At 69.1% G+C, this 14,714-nt stretch carries 20 protein-coding genes; 9 read left to right on the top strand and 11 right to left on the bottom strand.

Going from position 1 to position 14,714, the window contains the following annotated elements; translation table 11 throughout:
• Nucleotides 1-39: 39 nt before the first annotated feature.
• On the top strand, nucleotides 40-1,341 hold the full coding sequence (locus J2X09_RS07310; RefSeq protein ID WP_204732395.1) for a purine-cytosine permease family protein: 1,302 nt from the start codon (nucleotides 40-42) through the stop codon (nucleotides 1,339-1,341).
• Nucleotides 1,342-1,364: 23 nt separating this feature from the next.
• On the opposite strand, the gene thiD is transcribed toward J2X09_RS07310, so the two are convergent.
• Nucleotides 1,365-2,204 carry a bifunctional hydroxymethylpyrimidine kinase/phosphomethylpyrimidine kinase gene (gene thiD, locus J2X09_RS07305; RefSeq protein ID WP_204732396.1) on the bottom strand — a complete coding sequence of 280 codons (840 nt, stop codon included), beginning with the start codon at nucleotides 2,202-2,204 and terminating at the stop codon, nucleotides 1,365-1,367.
• 145 nt (nucleotides 2,205-2,349) lie between these two features.
• Between thiD and J2X09_RS07300 the strand changes: the two genes are divergently transcribed.
• From J2X09_RS07300 to J2X09_RS07285, 4 genes are read left to right on the top strand one after another with little or no spacing between them, the layout of a single operon-like run.
• Nucleotides 2,350-3,435, top strand: a complete 1,086-nt coding sequence (locus tag J2X09_RS07300; protein ID WP_374726490.1) for an FAD-dependent oxidoreductase — start codon at nucleotides 2,350-2,352, stop codon at nucleotides 3,433-3,435.
• Nucleotides 3,436-3,453: 18 nt separating this feature from the next.
• Nucleotides 3,454-3,651, top strand: a complete 198-nt coding sequence (thiS, locus tag J2X09_RS07295; RefSeq protein WP_204732398.1) for a sulfur carrier protein ThiS — start codon at nucleotides 3,454-3,456, stop codon at nucleotides 3,649-3,651.
• Nucleotides 3,652-3,670: 19 nt separating this feature from the next.
• Nucleotides 3,671-4,477 carry a thiazole synthase gene (locus J2X09_RS07290; RefSeq protein ID WP_204732537.1) on the top strand — a complete coding sequence of 269 codons (807 nt, stop codon included), beginning with the start codon at nucleotides 3,671-3,673 and terminating at the stop codon, nucleotides 4,475-4,477.
• Between the two features lie 24 nt (nucleotides 4,478-4,501).
• Complete coding sequence (locus tag J2X09_RS07285) at nucleotides 4,502-5,428, top strand: thiamine phosphate synthase (protein WP_204732399.1); 927 nt, start codon at nucleotides 4,502-4,504, stop codon at nucleotides 5,426-5,428.
• Between the two features lies 1 nt (nucleotide 5,429).
• Here J2X09_RS07285 and J2X09_RS07280 read toward each other — a convergent pair whose 3' ends face one another.
• A complete protein-coding gene (locus J2X09_RS07280; protein WP_204732400.1) occupies nucleotides 5,430-5,972 on the bottom strand; it encodes an MOSC domain-containing protein in 543 nt (180 codons plus the stop codon).
• Between the two features lie 183 nt (nucleotides 5,973-6,155).
• On the opposite strand from J2X09_RS07280, the gene J2X09_RS07275 reads away from it, so the two are divergent.
• Nucleotides 6,156-6,737, top strand: coding sequence for a glycine zipper 2TM domain-containing protein (locus J2X09_RS07275; protein ID WP_204732401.1), 582 nt, complete (start codon nucleotides 6,156-6,158; stop codon nucleotides 6,735-6,737).
• Between the two features lie 18 nt (nucleotides 6,738-6,755).
• Here J2X09_RS07275 and J2X09_RS07270 read toward each other — a convergent pair whose 3' ends face one another.
• Nucleotides 6,756-7,247, bottom strand: a complete 492-nt coding sequence (locus J2X09_RS07270; protein WP_204732402.1) for a hypothetical protein — start codon at nucleotides 7,245-7,247, stop codon at nucleotides 6,756-6,758.
• Nucleotides 7,248-7,388: 141 nt separating this feature from the next.
• Nucleotides 7,389-7,910, bottom strand: a complete 522-nt coding sequence (locus J2X09_RS07265) for a hypothetical protein (RefSeq protein ID WP_204732403.1) — start codon at nucleotides 7,908-7,910, stop codon at nucleotides 7,389-7,391.
• 136 nt (nucleotides 7,911-8,046) lie between these two features.
• Between J2X09_RS07265 and J2X09_RS07260 the strand changes: the two genes are divergently transcribed.
• Entirely contained in the window at nucleotides 8,047-8,277 is a 231-nt protein-coding gene (locus tag J2X09_RS07260; RefSeq protein ID WP_204732404.1) for a SlyX family protein, read from the top strand.
• Nucleotides 8,278-8,295: 18 nt separating this feature from the next.
• Here the strand turns inward: J2X09_RS07260 and J2X09_RS07255 are convergent, their stop codons facing one another.
• The 5 genes from J2X09_RS07255 to J2X09_RS07235 all read right to left on the bottom strand — a co-directional run bounded on the left by J2X09_RS07255 (nucleotide 8,296) and on the right by J2X09_RS07235 (nucleotide 11,479).
• Entirely contained in the window at nucleotides 8,296-8,889 is a 594-nt protein-coding gene (locus J2X09_RS07255; RefSeq protein ID WP_204732405.1) for a flavin reductase family protein, read from the bottom strand.
• An 18-nt stretch (nucleotides 8,890-8,907) separates the two neighbouring features.
• Nucleotides 8,908-9,597 (bottom strand): enoyl-CoA hydratase/isomerase family protein, encoded by a 690-nt coding sequence (locus J2X09_RS07250; RefSeq protein WP_204732406.1) that lies wholly within the window; start codon nucleotides 9,595-9,597, stop codon nucleotides 8,908-8,910.
• 4 nt (nucleotides 9,598-9,601) lie between these two features.
• A complete protein-coding gene (locus tag J2X09_RS07245; RefSeq protein ID WP_204732407.1) occupies nucleotides 9,602-9,991 on the bottom strand; it encodes a hypothetical protein in 390 nt (129 codons plus the stop codon).
• An 80-nt stretch (nucleotides 9,992-10,071) separates the two neighbouring features.
• Nucleotides 10,072-10,530 carry a carboxymuconolactone decarboxylase family protein gene (locus tag J2X09_RS07240; RefSeq protein ID WP_204732408.1) on the bottom strand — a complete coding sequence of 153 codons (459 nt, stop codon included), beginning with the start codon at nucleotides 10,528-10,530 and terminating at the stop codon, nucleotides 10,072-10,074.
• A gap of 43 nt (nucleotides 10,531-10,573) precedes the next feature.
• The gene (locus tag J2X09_RS07235; protein ID WP_204732409.1) at nucleotides 10,574-11,479 is read right to left on the bottom strand and encodes an RNA polymerase sigma-70 factor; all 906 of its coding nucleotides are present in this window, start codon (nucleotides 11,477-11,479) and stop codon (nucleotides 10,574-10,576) included.
• 119 nt (nucleotides 11,480-11,598) lie between these two features.
• Between J2X09_RS07235 and J2X09_RS07230 the strand changes: the two genes are divergently transcribed.
• Entirely contained in the window at nucleotides 11,599-12,570 is a 972-nt protein-coding gene (locus J2X09_RS07230; protein WP_204732410.1) for a diacylglycerol/lipid kinase family protein, read from the top strand.
• The gene (locus J2X09_RS07225) at nucleotides 12,567-13,355 is read left to right on the top strand and encodes a metallophosphoesterase family protein (RefSeq protein ID WP_204732411.1); all 789 of its coding nucleotides are present in this window, start codon (nucleotides 12,567-12,569) and stop codon (nucleotides 13,353-13,355) included. The genes J2X09_RS07230 and J2X09_RS07225 overlap by 4 nt, the downstream gene beginning before the upstream one ends.
• Nucleotides 13,356-13,362: 7 nt before the next feature.
• Here the strand turns inward: J2X09_RS07225 and J2X09_RS07220 are convergent, their stop codons facing one another.
• Both J2X09_RS07220 and J2X09_RS07215 read right to left on the bottom strand, forming a co-directional pair.
• A complete protein-coding gene (locus J2X09_RS07220) occupies nucleotides 13,363-14,262 on the bottom strand; it encodes an NAD(P)/FAD-dependent oxidoreductase (RefSeq protein WP_204732412.1) in 900 nt (299 codons plus the stop codon).
• Entirely contained in the window at nucleotides 14,237-14,707 is a 471-nt protein-coding gene (locus J2X09_RS07215; RefSeq protein WP_204732413.1) for an Rrf2 family transcriptional regulator, read from the bottom strand. Before J2X09_RS07215 ends, J2X09_RS07220 begins: the two co-directional genes overlap by 26 nt.
• Between the last annotated feature and the right edge of the window lie 7 nt (nucleotides 14,708-14,714).

The following is a 14,714-nucleotide window of genomic DNA, read 5'->3' as shown; positions in this document are numbered from 1 at the left end:
GCCCAGCCCACCTGCTTCAACATCTGCTTGGAGCAATCGATGTCCATCGACCATTCCCCGGCCAACCAGGCCCTCACTCCGGTGCCGCAGGGCAACCGGGTCTTCCACTTCCACGAACACGCCGCGCTCTGGTTCAGCCTGGGCACCGGTCTGCTGGTCATGCAGATCGGCGCTTACCTGGTGCCGGCGGTGGGCACGCGCGACGCGGTCATCGCCATCCTGCTGGGTTCCGTCGTGGGTGCCGCCCTGCTCGCCTGGACGGCACGCCTGGGCTGCCAGACCGGCCTGTCCAGCGCGGGCCTGATGCACGCCACCTACGGCAGCGCATTCGCCCGTCTGCCGGTGCTGCTCAACATCGCGCAACTGCTGGGCTGGACCACGTTCGAACTCGTGATCATGCAGGAGGGCACGGTGGCCATTGCCACTCAGACGCTCGGCATCGAAGTGGATGGGTTCACCGGCAAGCTGCTGGCCACGCTGCTGTGGGGCGCGGTGCTCACCGCGCTGATGGCGGGCTCCATGCTCACGCTGGTGCGCCGCTTCGTGAGCCGCTTCGCGCTGCCGCTGGTGATCGCCTCGCTGGCCTGGCTCACCTGGCAATTCGGCACGCGCCTGGTGGCACAGGGCTTCGATGGGTTCTGGAACCGCCCGGGCACCGGCGGCATGGGCATGTTCTCGGCCATGGATCTGGTGATCGCCATGCCGGTGTCGTGGCTGCCGCTGGTGGCCGACTACGCGCGCCACGGCAAGCGCAGCGCCACCACCTTCGGCGGCACCTGGCTGGGATATGCGCTGGCCAACATCTGGTGCTATGCGCTGGGCGTGCTGGTGGTGAGCACCGTGGAGCCGGGCACCAACCTCGTGGGTGCGTTGCTGCTCGCACAAGGTGGCCTGATCGCGCTCGGCCTGATCCTGCTCGACGAAATGGACAACGCCTACGGCGACGCGCACTCGGGCGCGGTGTCGGTGCACAGCCTGCGCCCGCGCTGGAGCATCCGCGCGGCCGGCCTGGGTTTCGCCGTGGTCTGCACCGCGCTCGCGCTGGTGCTGCCGATCCACACGCTGGAGCCGTTCCTGCTGCTGTTGAGTTCGGTGTTCGTGCCGCTGTATGGCGTGATCCTGGGTCGACTGGGCAGCGGCACCGTTGTACCCAGCCTCACCGCGCGCGCGGTGGACTGGAGTGCCGCGGCGCTGTGGCTGGCCGGCATCGCGACCTACCACCTGCTCAAGCAGTACGCGCCCGATCTCGGTTCGGCGCTGCCCACCCTGGCCCTGACCTTCGTGCTGGCCGCCCTCACGCGGCCGCGCAATGCAGGCGGCCTTTCCGCGGCCCGGGCCTGAACATGCTCACGCCAGGCCGCCTCTCACCCGCGCGCGCGTTTGTGCTGCGGGAGCGGCGCGTGGCCATGGTTGAGCGGGCCGTGGCCGGCGCCCGTGTACACGTCGGCGCCCTGTTCGATGGCCTGCAGGATATAGCTGCGCGCCCTGGACACGGCCACATCCAGCGGCGCCCCGAGCGCGAGGTGGGCGGCGATGGCGGACGACAGCGTGCAGCCGGTGCCATGCGTGTTGCGGCTCGCAATGCGCGGCGACGCCAGCCGCTGCGCAGGTCCGGGGCCTGTCACCAGCAGATCGGCCACTTCGTCGCCCGGCAGGTGCCCTCCCTTGAGCAACACGGCTTGCGTGCCCAGGGCCAGCAGGTCGCGCGCAGCGGCCTCGAGCTCGTGTGTTGCGGTGATCGGCCGGCCCACCAGCAAGGCAGCCTCGTCCAGGTTGGGCGTGACCACGGCGGCGAGTGGGAACAGTTCTTCCACCAGCACCTGCACCGTTTCTGGCGCGATGAGGCGGTCACCACTGGTGGCCACCATCACGGGGTCGAGCACCACCTGCTTCACACCGTAGTGCTTCAGGGCCCAGGCCACGGTGCGCACGATGTCGGGCGCATGCAGCATGCCGATCTTCACCGCGTCCACGCCGATGTCGTCGAGCACGGCACTCAGCTGCGCCTTGAGCATGTCGGGCGGCACGCCATGGATGCCGCTCACGCCCAGTGTGTTCTGTGCCGTCAGGGCCGTGATGGCCGTCATGCCATAGCAGCCCAGCGCCGCGAAGGTCTTCAGATCGGCCTGGATGCCGGCACCACCGCCACTGTCGGAACCAGCGATGGACAGGACACGGGTGTAGCGTTGCGGTTCGTTCGTCATGGCCGGGATTCTAGAGACACCCCCCGCGCGGCTGCGCCGCTCCCCCTCTGCTGGGCGAGAGGGGCACACCCTGGGCCCGGCGGAGCCGGAGCCTTGGGTGCCCTGGAAGGGGAACTTCGCGCCTCGATTTCTCGCCGAAGGGTTCATTGAAGTGACGGTTTCCCAACAACCTTCCGCTGTGGTGCTCGGTGCCGGCCTGATGGGCCGCCTGCTCGCTTGCGCGCTGGCGCAGCGTGGCCACCGCGTCGAGGTGATCGACGCCAGTGGGCCGGAGGCCGCGCACGCCGCAGCGCGCGTGGCGGCGGCCATGCTCGCGCCGCTGGCCGAATCGGCCGTGACCGAGCTGAACGTGGTGCGGATGGGCCAGCACGCGCTCGCGCGCTGGCCGCAGCTGCTGGCCGCGCTGGAGCAGCCGGTGTTTTTCCAGCAGGCGGGCACGCTCGTGCTCTGGCACCGGCAGGACGCGGCAGAGGCCGAACGTTTCGCGGGCCAGCTTGCGCGCACCAGCGCCGCCCTGCCCGCCCTCCCCCCTGCGCAGCGCCAGGACGGCACCGCGCTCACCAGGCTGGAGCCCGCGCTGGAACACCGCTTCGCGCAAGGCCTGTACCTGCCCGGTGAGGGCCAGCTCGACAACCGGGAATTGCTGGCCGCGCTCGCGCACCAGATGCAGGTGCTGGGTGTGACCGTGCGCTGGCACACGGCGCGCACGCCGGCCGAGGTGGACCCGGGGCCCGATGCCTGGCTGTTCGACTGCCGAGGCCTGGGCGCGCAGCCGCAATGGACCTCGCTGCGCGGTGTGCGCGGCGAGGTGGCGCGCATCCATGCACCGGGCGTGAGCCTCTCACGCCCCACGCGGCTCGTGCACCCGCGCTATCCGCTCTACATCGCTCCCAAGCCCCATGGTGTGTTCGTCATCGGCGCCACGGAGATCGAGTCCGACGACCTATCGCCCGCCAGCGTGCGCTCCACGCTGGAGCTGCTGAGCGCGGCCTACACCGTGCACCCGGGCTTCGGCGAAGCGCGCATCATCGAGCTCGGTGTGCAGCTGCGCCCCACCCTGCCGGACAACCTGCCAGCGCTGCACCTCACCGGACCGCGCAGAATGGCCATCAACGGCCTGTACCGCCATGGCTTCATGATCGCGCCCGCGGTGCTGGACGCGGCGCTCGAAGTCGTGGACCAGGGCCACTCCCCACTGGCCGATGCCCTGGGGCTGGCGGTCATCCGCTGAAGAAATGGAAACTCTTGCATGAACGTGTTCATCAACCAGGAAACCCGCGAACTGCCCGAGGGCGCCACGCTGGCCGACGCACTGCAGCTGTGGCAGCCCCCCGCCGTGTTCGCCACGGCGGTCAACCTGCAGTTCGTGCCGCGTTCGGCCTACGCGCAGCACCGCCTCAACGACGGTGACCGCATCGAAATCATCGCCCCCGTGACGGGCGGCTGAGGAGACCATTGCCATGGACATGACCACCCCACTCACCCACGAAGATCCGCTGGTGCTCTACGGCGAGACCTTCCATGGCCGCCTGCTGCTGGGCACCTCGCGCTACCCTTCACCCGCCACGCTCGAGGCGGCCGTGAGGCGCTCGCAGCCCGCCATGCTCACCGCTTCGCTGCGGCGCCAGGGGGCCGCGCAGCCCGAGGCTGGCGCGGCGTTCTGGAAATTGCTGCAAGACCTCGCCGTGCCCGTGCTGCCCAACACCGCCGGCTGCCACACGGCGCAGGAAGTCATCACCACCGCGCAGATGGCGCGCGAGGTGTTCAACACACCGTGGATCAAGCTCGAGCTGATCGGCGACGACTACAGCCTGCAGCCCGACACGCTCAACCTGGTGGACTGCGCGCGCCAGCTCATCAACGACGGCTTCAAGGTGCTGCCCTATTGCACCGAGGACCTCGTGCTGTGCCAGCGCCTGGTGGACGTGGGTTGCCAGGCCGTGATGCCCTGGGCCGCGCCCATCGGTACCGGCCAGGGCCCGGTGAACCCCTACGCCATGCGCCTGCTGCGCGAACGCCTGAACGTGCCCCTCATCGTCGACGCGGGCCTGGGCCTGCCTTCGCATGCCTGCACCGTGATGGAGTGGGGTTTCGACGCCGTGCTGCTCAACACCGCCGTGGCGCTGGCGCAGTCGCCGGTGGACATGGCGGGCGCTTTCGCCGACGCGGTGCGCGCCGGCCGCTCGGCTTTCCGCTCGGGTGCGATGCAGCCACAGGCCAGCGCACAGCCCAGCACGCCCGTCATGGGCACGCCGTTCTGGCACCACCCTTGAGCCGTTCGCCGCCAGGAGGTCTGCATGACTGTCACGATCACATCCACCGAAGCGATGGCACAGGCCATCGTCGACATGCACCGCGCCACCCTCGCCCTGCCCGTGCCGCAGAATGCCATGCCGCCGGCGCCCGCGTCCGACGACCCGGTCTTCGTCGCGGCGCTGCAGGCGGCCCACACGCTCGGCTTCATTGACGCGGACGCGCTCTGCATCGCCCGCGCCTGGTCCACGCGCACCCGGCGCACCGGGCAGTTCGACGCCGTCCACTGGCCAGACGAGCCTGCCGATTTCGACATCGCGCCCTTTCCGCGCGACAACGCCTTCGCGCCCTGCCCGCAGGCGCTCGGCCTGTATGCGGTGATGCCCGACGCCGCCTGGACGATCCGCATGGCGCGCGCCGGCGTGCCCACGGTGCAGCTGCGGTTCAAGTCAGGCGACGCGCAGGCCATCCGCGCCGAAGTGAAAGCCGCCGTGGCCGGTGTGCATGACACGGGCACACGCCTGTTCATCAACGACCATTGGCGCGAGGCCATCGATGCCGGCGCCTACGGCGTGCACCTGGGTCAGGAGGACCTGGAGGCGATGGCACCCGAGCACCTGGATGCCATCCGGGCTGCCGGCCTGCGCCTGGGCCTGAGCACGCACGGCTACGCCGAGATGCTGATCGCCGACCGCCACAGCCCGAGCTACATCGCCATGGGCGCGGTATTCCCCACCACCCTCAAGCAGATGGCCACCGTGCCCCAAGGCACCGGCCGCCTGCGCGCCTACGCCGCGCTGTTGCGCGACTACCCGCGCGTGGCCATCGGCGGCGTCGATCTCGGCAACCTGCCCGAGGTGCTGAAGGCCGATGTGGGTTCGGTGGGCGTGGTGCGCGCCCTCATGACCGCCGACCCGCTGAGCGATGCCGTGGCCGAATGGACCACCGCGCTCGAACGCAAGATCGCCTGATTCAGACCGGCCTCAGGGGCACATGCGGCCCGGCGGACGGTATCACCTGGATGCGATCCTGGGCGGACACCACACCGCCGTGCAGCACCACCGCCATCACCCCGGCCTTGCGCACCAGTTCGCCATCGGCGGTGCGGCCCAGCACCGCGGCCTTCAGGCCGGGCTGAAACCGGTCGATCTGCACGCAGGGGTTGCGCAGCCCCGTGATGCGGACGCGCGCGCTGGCCCCGAGCGTCAATTCGGTGCCGGTGGACAGTTCGAGCAGGTCGATGCCCTCGGTGGTGATGTTCTCGCCCATCTCACCGGGGTGCACCGTGTGGCCGTGCGCTGCGAGTTCCGCGAACAGTTCGATGTGCAACAGATGCACCTGGCGAAGATTGGGCTGGGTCGGGTTCCGCGCCACGCGCGAGCGGTGCTGCACGGTCCTGCCGCAATGCGCGTCGCCCTCCACACCCAGTCCTTCCAGCAAGGTGATGGCATGCACCCGCCCCTTGGAAAACCCGTGCACGGGGCTGAGGTGAACGGCAGTGACGCGAGCGGTCATGGTCCGTGGATTTTTAGCACAGCTGTCGCCACAGCGGTGCCTGTCTGCCATTCCTGCCCCCCGTGGCGGCCCACCGTGTCAGACAAAGCCGCGAGCCGCATGCATCCGTGTCCTGGCGCACAGAACTCCCCCGTCGCCGGACGCACAGTGGCATGCATCAACTGCCTTCACAAGGAGCTTGCCATGACTCACTTCAGAGCACATTTCTTCCCCCGCCCGGCCCTGCTGGTCTCTGCGGTGGCACTTGCCGTTCTGGCCGGTTGTGCCACCCGCCCCGACCCGGTGCACCAGCAGCCATCGCCCACCGTGTACCAGTACCCCACGCAGCCGGCACCGGCCGTGGATTACCGCCGCCGCGCAAACGAACCGCTGTACGAGGCCCCCGTGACCTCGGTGCGCGCGGTGCTCGGCCCCGACAGTGGCCAGCGTTGCTGGATCGAGCGCGAACAGGTGGAGAGCCGCCGCAGCGTGCCAGGAGCCATCGTCGGCGGCGTGATCGGCGGTGTGCTGGGGCACCAGATCGGGGGCGGCACCGGCCGCGACATCGCCACGGTCGGCGGCGCGGTCGCCGGTGCGGCGGTGGGCTCCAATGTGGGCCGCGGCACGCAGACGCAGGATGTGCAGCGCTGCACCAACGTCGGCTCCAACACGCCCGAGTACTGGGACGTGAGCTACTCCTTCCGGGGTGTGCAGCACCACGTCCAGCTGACGTCGCCACCCGGACGGACCATCCTGGTCAACGGGAACGGCGAACCGCGCATCTGACGCGTTGAGCACCGTCGCTCATTCGCCGCCCATCGCCACGCGACGGGCGGCCCGTCGCACGTCCGGCAACCGCGTGTGCAGTACGAGCACCGGTCGCTCTCCTTGCAACCATTCGTTGGGCGAGACGAACCACCTGGCCAGCTCGGACTGGGTGAGCGCACAGCCCAGTTCCGCGCACACCATGACCACCTCCGGCCGGATGGCCGCTCGGGGCAGGTCGAACTGGAACAACGGCAGCATGTCGCCCCAGGGCGTGCTCACGGCGATGACATCGCCCGAGACGATCCAGCGCGCCACGAGGGAGATGGGCTGCAAAACGGGGGAACCGTCGTCCTGGCGGCCATGCTGACGGATCAGCTCGGCCAGATCGCTGCCACTCACCCAGCCACCCGTGTCCGCGAAAGCAGGCTCCAGGGTCGCCCAGCGCGGGGGCAGCACATCGATGCTGCCCCGTGCCGCAGGCGGCAGACGGGTCAGCGTTTCTTCTGCATGGGAATACGGGGTGTACATGGGGCCTCCGGCGTGGTCTTCGCGCGCGGCGCGCACGACGGTCACAGAGTGCCCGGGCCCATTTCAACGACGCTGGTGAAGAAACGCATTGCCTGTGCGGCGACATGCACCGCCGACAGGCAGTCACCAATCGACGAGCGGTCAGCCGCCCAGTGCCACGTAACGGTCGGCGCGCGCCGCGTGCCTCACGGCCTGGAGCGTATTCTGCATGGCGATCGCCGGCCGCTCCCCGCCCAGCCATTCATTCGGCGTCACGAACCACAGCGCGAGCTCGGCACCTTCCAGCACGCCGCCGAGCTCCGCCAGCACCATCGGCATCGCGGGGTGCACGGTGGCCCGCGGGAGATCGAACTGGAACAGGGGCAGCACATGGCCCCAGGGACTGTCGATCACGACGACCGAGCGCGACACGATCCAGCGCGCGACCATCGAAACAGGCTGCGCGGGCAGCGATTGCGCATTCAGCAGGCTGTGCTCACGGATCAGCTCGGCCAGTTCATCGCCGTTCACCAGGCCACCGGTGTCGCTGAAGGCCGATGCCGTGGTCATCCATTGGAACGGCGAGACAGCGCCCGGGCGCCACCCTTCCATCTCGCGTGTGTCGGACGTCGTGTCCCCAAGCCAGGTGGACAGGGATTCGGCAAAGGGCTGGGCAGTCAGCATCTGAAGGCTCCTTCGGGTGGTTGGCCTGCGCGGCGCGCGGGATGCCGAGAGATTGCCGCAAGGGCAACGCTGGATCTGTGCGATTTCACTCCTTGCTTTGTCAGACAACATGCCGTCTTGTCGTCCAATACGGTGCATGACCAGCCCATCACCTTCCCCCGCCGACATCGACCAGCGCCTGACCGATCTGGAGATCAAGGCCAGTTACGCCGACGACCTTCTCGACACCCTCAACGAGATGGTGGCGCGCCAGCAGGAGCAGATCGACCTGCTCCTGCGCGAGGTGAGCCGCCTGCGCCAGCGTGGTGAACCGGAGGCGGCACCCTCCGTGCGCAACCTGCGCGACGACCTGCCGCCGCACTACTGAGCGGGTGCCCGCCGGCGCTCAGCCGCCGTTGCCCACCTGCAGCGAGGCACCGGTGGCGTAGAACTGTCCGCCCGCCACGTAATGCAGGGTGCGAAGCTCGTCGGGCGCACCGTCGAAATGCCAGCGGCCCGCATGAAACACCCGATCATCTGCCCAGGCACCCACCACCTCACCGACAAACAGGTCGTAGGCGGTCTGGTTGTGCGGTTCGGGAATGAGCCGGCACACCAGCCAGGCCACACAGCCCTCGACCAGCGGCGGCTCGTGGCCCGGCGCCTGAAAGGTCTTCACGCCATGGCGCACGAGCTTGTCGGGCACATTCAAGGCGCTGTCCGTGCCCACGCCCAAGGTGAGTGCGGCCTGGGCCGCGCAGGGCACGCACAGCGCGAAGGCGGTACTGCCCTCCACCAGCACCCGCGTGCGCGTGGTTTTGTCGATCACCACCGTCACCCTGGGTGGCGAGAAGTCCAGCGCGCAGGCCCAGGCCGCCGCCATCACGTCCACCTCGCCCGCGTGACAGGACGACACGAGCACCGTGGGGCCGTGGTTGATCAAGCGGTACGCCTTGTCGAGAGGAACGGGCTGGAAGTGAGGAGCCGGGTTGGAGGTCATGCACCCGATTGTGCAAGCTCAGTCCGGTTTCAGCCGGCGGTGCACCGCCGCCTCGCGCACCAGCGCGGCGCCGAAGTCGCCCAGTTGTTCTCCGTGCACCAGCCGCTTGATCTCGGCCAGCAACGCCGGGCTGCTGCGCGCGAGCTGCCGGGCCAGTGTCCGCGCATGCGCGGGCAGCTCCTCGTCGTCCACCACCTGCCACACCAGCCCACAGCGCTCGGCTTCGGTGGCGTCGATCTCCTGGCCCAGCATCAGCAGCCCCTTGGCCTTCTGCAGGCCCACCAGGCGCGGCAGCAGCGCCGCCACGCCGCCGGTGCCGAACAGGCCGACCTGCACCTCGGGCAACACGAACCGCGCACCGCGTGCGGCCACGGTGAGATCGCCATTGAGCGTGAGTTCGAAGCCGGCACCCACCACCCAGCCCTGCACCGCCACCACCACGGGCTGCGGGGCTTGCACCAGTGCAGCAGCCAGCGCCTGCAAGGTATCGACAAACACGGACGTGGGCGGATCGTCACGGTCCTTGCCGGCGCAGAAGGCGCGGCCTTCTCCCGAGAGCAGGATGACGCGCACCGACGGATCGGAAATCCCGGCCTGCACGGCCGCGAGCAGGTCGCAGGCCAGTTCAAGCGTGAGGGCGTTGAGGCGCTGCGGGCGGTTCAGGCGCAGTTCAAGCACGCCCGCTTCGAGGGTCTGGATCAGGGGCACGGCGTTACTGCCGCACCAGCTTGATGGGGCGGCCGTTGTCGAAACTGCCCTCCAGGGTCCTGTCGTCGACCCGCTTGAGCGTCGCCTTGCGGTCACGGCAACCCGCCACGGTGGCCGCAGCGTCCACCCGCAGGCTCAGGCCCGCATCGGGATCGCCGCTGATCGTGATCGGGAACGGCCGGCCGACACACACGTCCTTCCGGTCACGGTCACCACGCCCGTAGGTGGTCCACGTGCCGGCGTCGCCCTTGATTTCCAGCGCGCCCTCGCGGCCATCGCTGCCTTCCGTGGAGAAGCTCACACGCCAGGCGCCATCCAGCGGCGACTGGGCCCAGCATGCCCCGGCGACGACACAGGCCGCAATGGTGAACCACATCCGATGCATTGCCGTCATGGGAGCTCCGTTGAAAGGAGGCATTCTCGCCCCGCGCCGCCGGTTGCGCCAGTCACCTCGGTGCGGGGCAGCGCCGGGGCTCACGCGATCTCTCGCTCGGGCACGGGCGCAAGCATGCCAATGGCCATCCGGTTCCAGGCGTTGATCTGGGCGATGAACCAGCACAGTTCCACGATCTCCTGGTCGCTGAACTGCTCTTTCAGGCATTCGAAGTCCGCGTCGCGGCTGCCGTGGTGTTCGACCAGCCGCGTCATGGTCTCGGCCCAGTTGAGGGCGGCACGCTCGCGGGAACTGTAGAGCGCGGTCTCGCGCCAGGTCGACAGGCTGTTGATACGCTGCCAGCGCTCGTGGTGCTTGCGCAGATCGCGCACATGCATGTCCACGCAGAAAGCGCAGCCGTTGAGCTGCGAGACGCGGGTCTTCACGAGTTCGATGAGGACAGGGCCGAGCGAAGAGTTCGCGATGGACGCGCCGGTCGCGGCCATGGCCTGGTAGGCCTTGGGGGAGATGTCGGTCCAGGGGAGTCGGGGTTGGTTCATGGTTCGTCTTTCAGGGTGGTTGGGAAACACACTGTGAAGACGGTCAGGGCCTCGGGTTTGTGACAGCCAGCTCCCGGCCCAGCGCGGCAGCGATGCGCGCCAGCTTGTCGGGGTTGCGCTGCACATGCACACGCAGGATGCGCTCACCGTCGGTCACGAACGACTGGGCGGACTCGAGGCCGCCATGGATGAAGCGCAGCAACCCCCATTGCCCATTCAGCACGACAAGCTCGAAGCGCACGGCGTCGCCGAAGCGCCGGTGGGTGGCGTAGAACAGTTGCGCGATGCGCCGGTCGCCCACGATGGGCACGCCGAAGCTCGGCACCTTGCCGCCACCATCGCCGATGAGCTGCACGTCTTCGGCGAGCAAGGCCTTGAGTTCGTCGAATCGTCCGCTGGCCGCGGCGTCGGCGAAGCCGCGCAACAGGCGCAGCTGGGTCTCGCGCGGCACGATGTGGCGCGGCCGGTCGTCCTGCAGCTGGGCCTTGGCGCGGTGCACGATCTGGCGGCACGCGCTTTCGGTCTTGCCCAGGGCCTGGGCCACTTCGTCGTAGTCCGCATCGAACACCTCGCGCATCAGGAAGGCCGCGCGCGCCTCCGGCGCCAGTCGCTCGAGCATCACAAGAAACGCCACGGACACATCGTCGGCGCGCTCCAGCACCTGCTCGGGCGTCACGGGCGAATCCGACATCAGGGGTTCGGGCAGCCAGGTGCCGATATAGTGCTCGCGCTGGACCTTGGCACTGCGCAGCCGGTCGATGGCCAGGCGGGTGGTCACGGTGACCAGCCACGCCTCGCCGCTGTCCAGATCACCGTGCGAAGCCTCGTGCCAGCGCAGCCAAGCGTCCTGCACCACCTCCTCGGCCTCGGCGGACGAGCCCAGCATGCGGTACGCGATGCCCTGCAGCCGGGGGCGCAGGCGGTTGAAAGTGGTGGTGGGATCGTTCATGACCAGCCAGACGTACGGGCAATGCGTTTTGTGACAGTGTGCATCCACGGCGTCCGACGGCACCATGGGGTTTCGAACCCGGCCCTACACTGGCCCGACCACCCTATCTCCGTTGCCCCATGCCAGACACGCCCAGCATCGATCCGGCCGCGACACTGCACTTCATCGTCAACAGCCATTCTGGCAGCCAGGACGGCGACGGCACGCGCGCGTCGATCGAGGCCGCGCTGGAACGCACCGGCAGACGGGGCGAGCTGCACGACTGCACCCCGGCCGACCTGCACCGCATCACGACCGAGCTTGCCCAGCGGGCGCGCGAGACCGGGTCGGCCATCATCGCCGTGGGGGGCGACGGCACGATCAACACCGTGGCCCAGGCCGCGCATGCTGCGGGCTGCCCGCTCGGCGTGATCCCGCGTGGCACCTTCAACTACTTCGCACGCACCCACGGCATCGCCACCGAGGTGGACCACGCCCTGGCCCAGTTGCTGGCCGGCCGACCGGAACCGGTGCAGGTGGCGGCCGTGAACGAGCATCTGTTCCTGGTGAACGCCAGCCTGGGCCTCTACCCCGACCTCCTGGAAGACCGCGAGCGATGGAAGAACCGCTTCGGACGCAGCCAGTGGGTGGCGATCTGGGCCGCGTTCGCCACCCTGTTTCGCGCGCAAAGGCGGCTGCGGCTGCGCATCGGGCTCAACGGGGCCGAGCGCGAAGTGCGGACCCTCACGCTCTTCATCGGCAACAACCGCCTGCAACTCGAACAGGTGGGCGTGGTGGAAGACCACCGCCCCGATGGCGTGCGCGACACCGGCCGCGTCACCGCCGTGATGCTCAAACCCATCGGCACGCTCGCGTTGCTGGGTCTCATGCTCCGCGGTGCGCTGGGCACGCTCGGCGAGGCCGACGACATCGAGCGCTTCGAGTTCCAGCGCATGGTGGTGAAGCCACCAGCCTTCATGGGGCGGCGGCGCATGAAGCTCGCGTTCGACGGCGAGGTGGTCCGCGTCCGCCCTCCGCTGGACATTCGCGTGCTCCCCACGCCCCTTTTTCTCCTCAAGCCACCGCCCGACGACAGGGAGGAGCCGGCTTGAGTGTGATCCTGCACATCTCCGACCCGCACTTCGGCACAGAGCAGTTGCCGGTGGCGCGCGCGCTGATGCAACTGGCCGAACGCGTAGAGCCCGACCTCGTGGTGCTCTCCGGCGATATCACCCAACGCGCGCGCAGCGCCCAGTTCCGAGCGGCCCGCGGCTTCATGGACCGCTTGCCGGCACCCAGACTGGTGCTGCCGGGCAACCACGACATTCCGCTGTTCAACCTCTGGGCGCGGCTGTGGAACCCCTATGCGAGGCACCGCGCCGCCTTCGGCGACACGCTCGAACCAGCGTTCAACTCATCCGACCTGCTGGTGCTGGGCGTCAACACCACCCGGCCGGGCCGGCACAAGAACGGTGAAGTTTCTTCAGCGCAGGTGGCGCGCGTGGCCGGGCAACTTGCAAGGGCCACCCCCCAGCAGCTGCGCGTGGTGGTGGTGCACCAGCCGATCGAGGTGTTGCGCCCTCAGGACGCGCACGACCGCTTGATTGGCCACACCGCTGCGCAGGAAGCCTGGGCGGCCGCCGGTGCCGACATCGTGCTGGGCGGCCACATCCACCTGCCCTACGTCATGGCACTGCCCGCCCTGCCACGACCGATGTGGGCGGTACAGGCCGGCACAGCGGTGTCGAGCCGCGTGCGACCCGGTGCACCGAACTCGGTGAACCTTGTGCGCTGGGATGCTGCCGAAGGCAGTTGCGTGGTCGAGCAGTGGGACCATGCGGTCGCTGAACAGGCCTTCGTGCAGGTGCGCGTGACGCGCCTGCAACCCGAGCGCTGACGGCCTGTCAGCCGAACATCAGCGCCTGGTGCGCAGCCGCACCGGCCATGGCACCCGCGCCCACCGAAATCGCCACGTTGCCCGCTGCCCGCGCCGCATCTCCGCAGGCGAACACACCCGGCACGCTGGTGGCCTGCATGGCATCCGTGCGAATGAAAGCTCCCGTGGGGCCTTCGTCCATCGCGCAGCCAAGCCGGGCCGCCACCGGGCTGGCGATGTGCGTGCGCGATGCGGTGAACAGGCCGTCCATCACGAAGCGGCGCCCGTCGCGCAGTTCGACCGTGGCCGTGTCAACCAGCCGCGCCACCGCGCCGGCTTCCACGGTCACACCGCGTGCGGCCAGTGCGGCGCGCTGCGCTTCATCGGGCTCGAAAGCGTCGTTGAGGAAGAAGGTGGTCGATCCCCAGTCGGGCAGCATGAGTGCGTGGTGCATGGACAGCGCACCCACCGCCAGCACGCCGATGCGCCCGTTGCCCAGCTCGTAGCCATGGCAGTACGGGCAGTGGAAGACAGCCCGGCCCCATCGTTGCGCCAGCCCATCGATGGACGGCAGTTCGTCGACGACGCCGATGGCCAGCACCAGCTTGCGCGCACGCTCGGTGAGACCTCCATCGGTCGATACGCGAAAACCACCCTCCTCTGCCACCGCCATGTCCACCGTACCGTCCAGCCAGCGGACATTGGGATACGCGAGCAACTGGGCCTTGCCTTCGGCAGCCATCTCGTCAGGGGCACGGCCGTCCTGGCCGAGGAAACCATGGGATGCGGCAGCGAAGCGGTTGCGCCGCACACCGGCATCGATCACAAGCACCCGACGCCGGGCACGCGCCAGCTGAAGGGCCGCCGACAGGCCGGCGTAGCTGCCGCCGATCACGATGGCGTCATTCGGGAAGGTGGAAGTGGGCATGGTGGTTCCTGGCATGGGGATGGGCGTCGAAACGCCGGTTGAAATCGGCCGCGAGATCGGCCAGCGTCACGCGGCCCAGGCGCTGGACCAGCAGGGCCTGGGCGTCCTGCAGCGCGCCGGCGAGCGCCTCGTTGACGGCCTGCTCGACCAGGCACTCGGGGTTCTCCGAGCGATGCCCGATGGCGAAGACAGTGGGCGCGCCCACGGCGTCGTACACATCGCGCAGGGTCACCGTCCTGAGGTTGCAGGCCAGCACCCAGCCACCACCGTGGCCCTTCCCGGAGCTCACGAAGCCGGCGTCGCGCAGGCCGGCCAGCGTGCGCCGGACCACCACGGGACTGCCCTGCAGGCAGGCCGCGAGGGCCTCGGACGTCATGGGCCTTTCGCTGTGCGCCATGTGCAGCAGCAGGTGGAGGATGGAGGAAAGTCTGCTGTCGAGTTTCATGCAACTT

Origin of the sequence: Hydrogenophaga laconesensis (assembly GCF_031457235.1) — a bacterium.
GTDB lineage: Bacteria > Pseudomonadota > Gammaproteobacteria > Burkholderiales > Burkholderiaceae_C > Hydrogenophaga > Hydrogenophaga laconesensis.
Note: the sequence above shows the minus strand (reverse complement) of the source record. Positions and strands in the feature narration are given on the sequence as shown.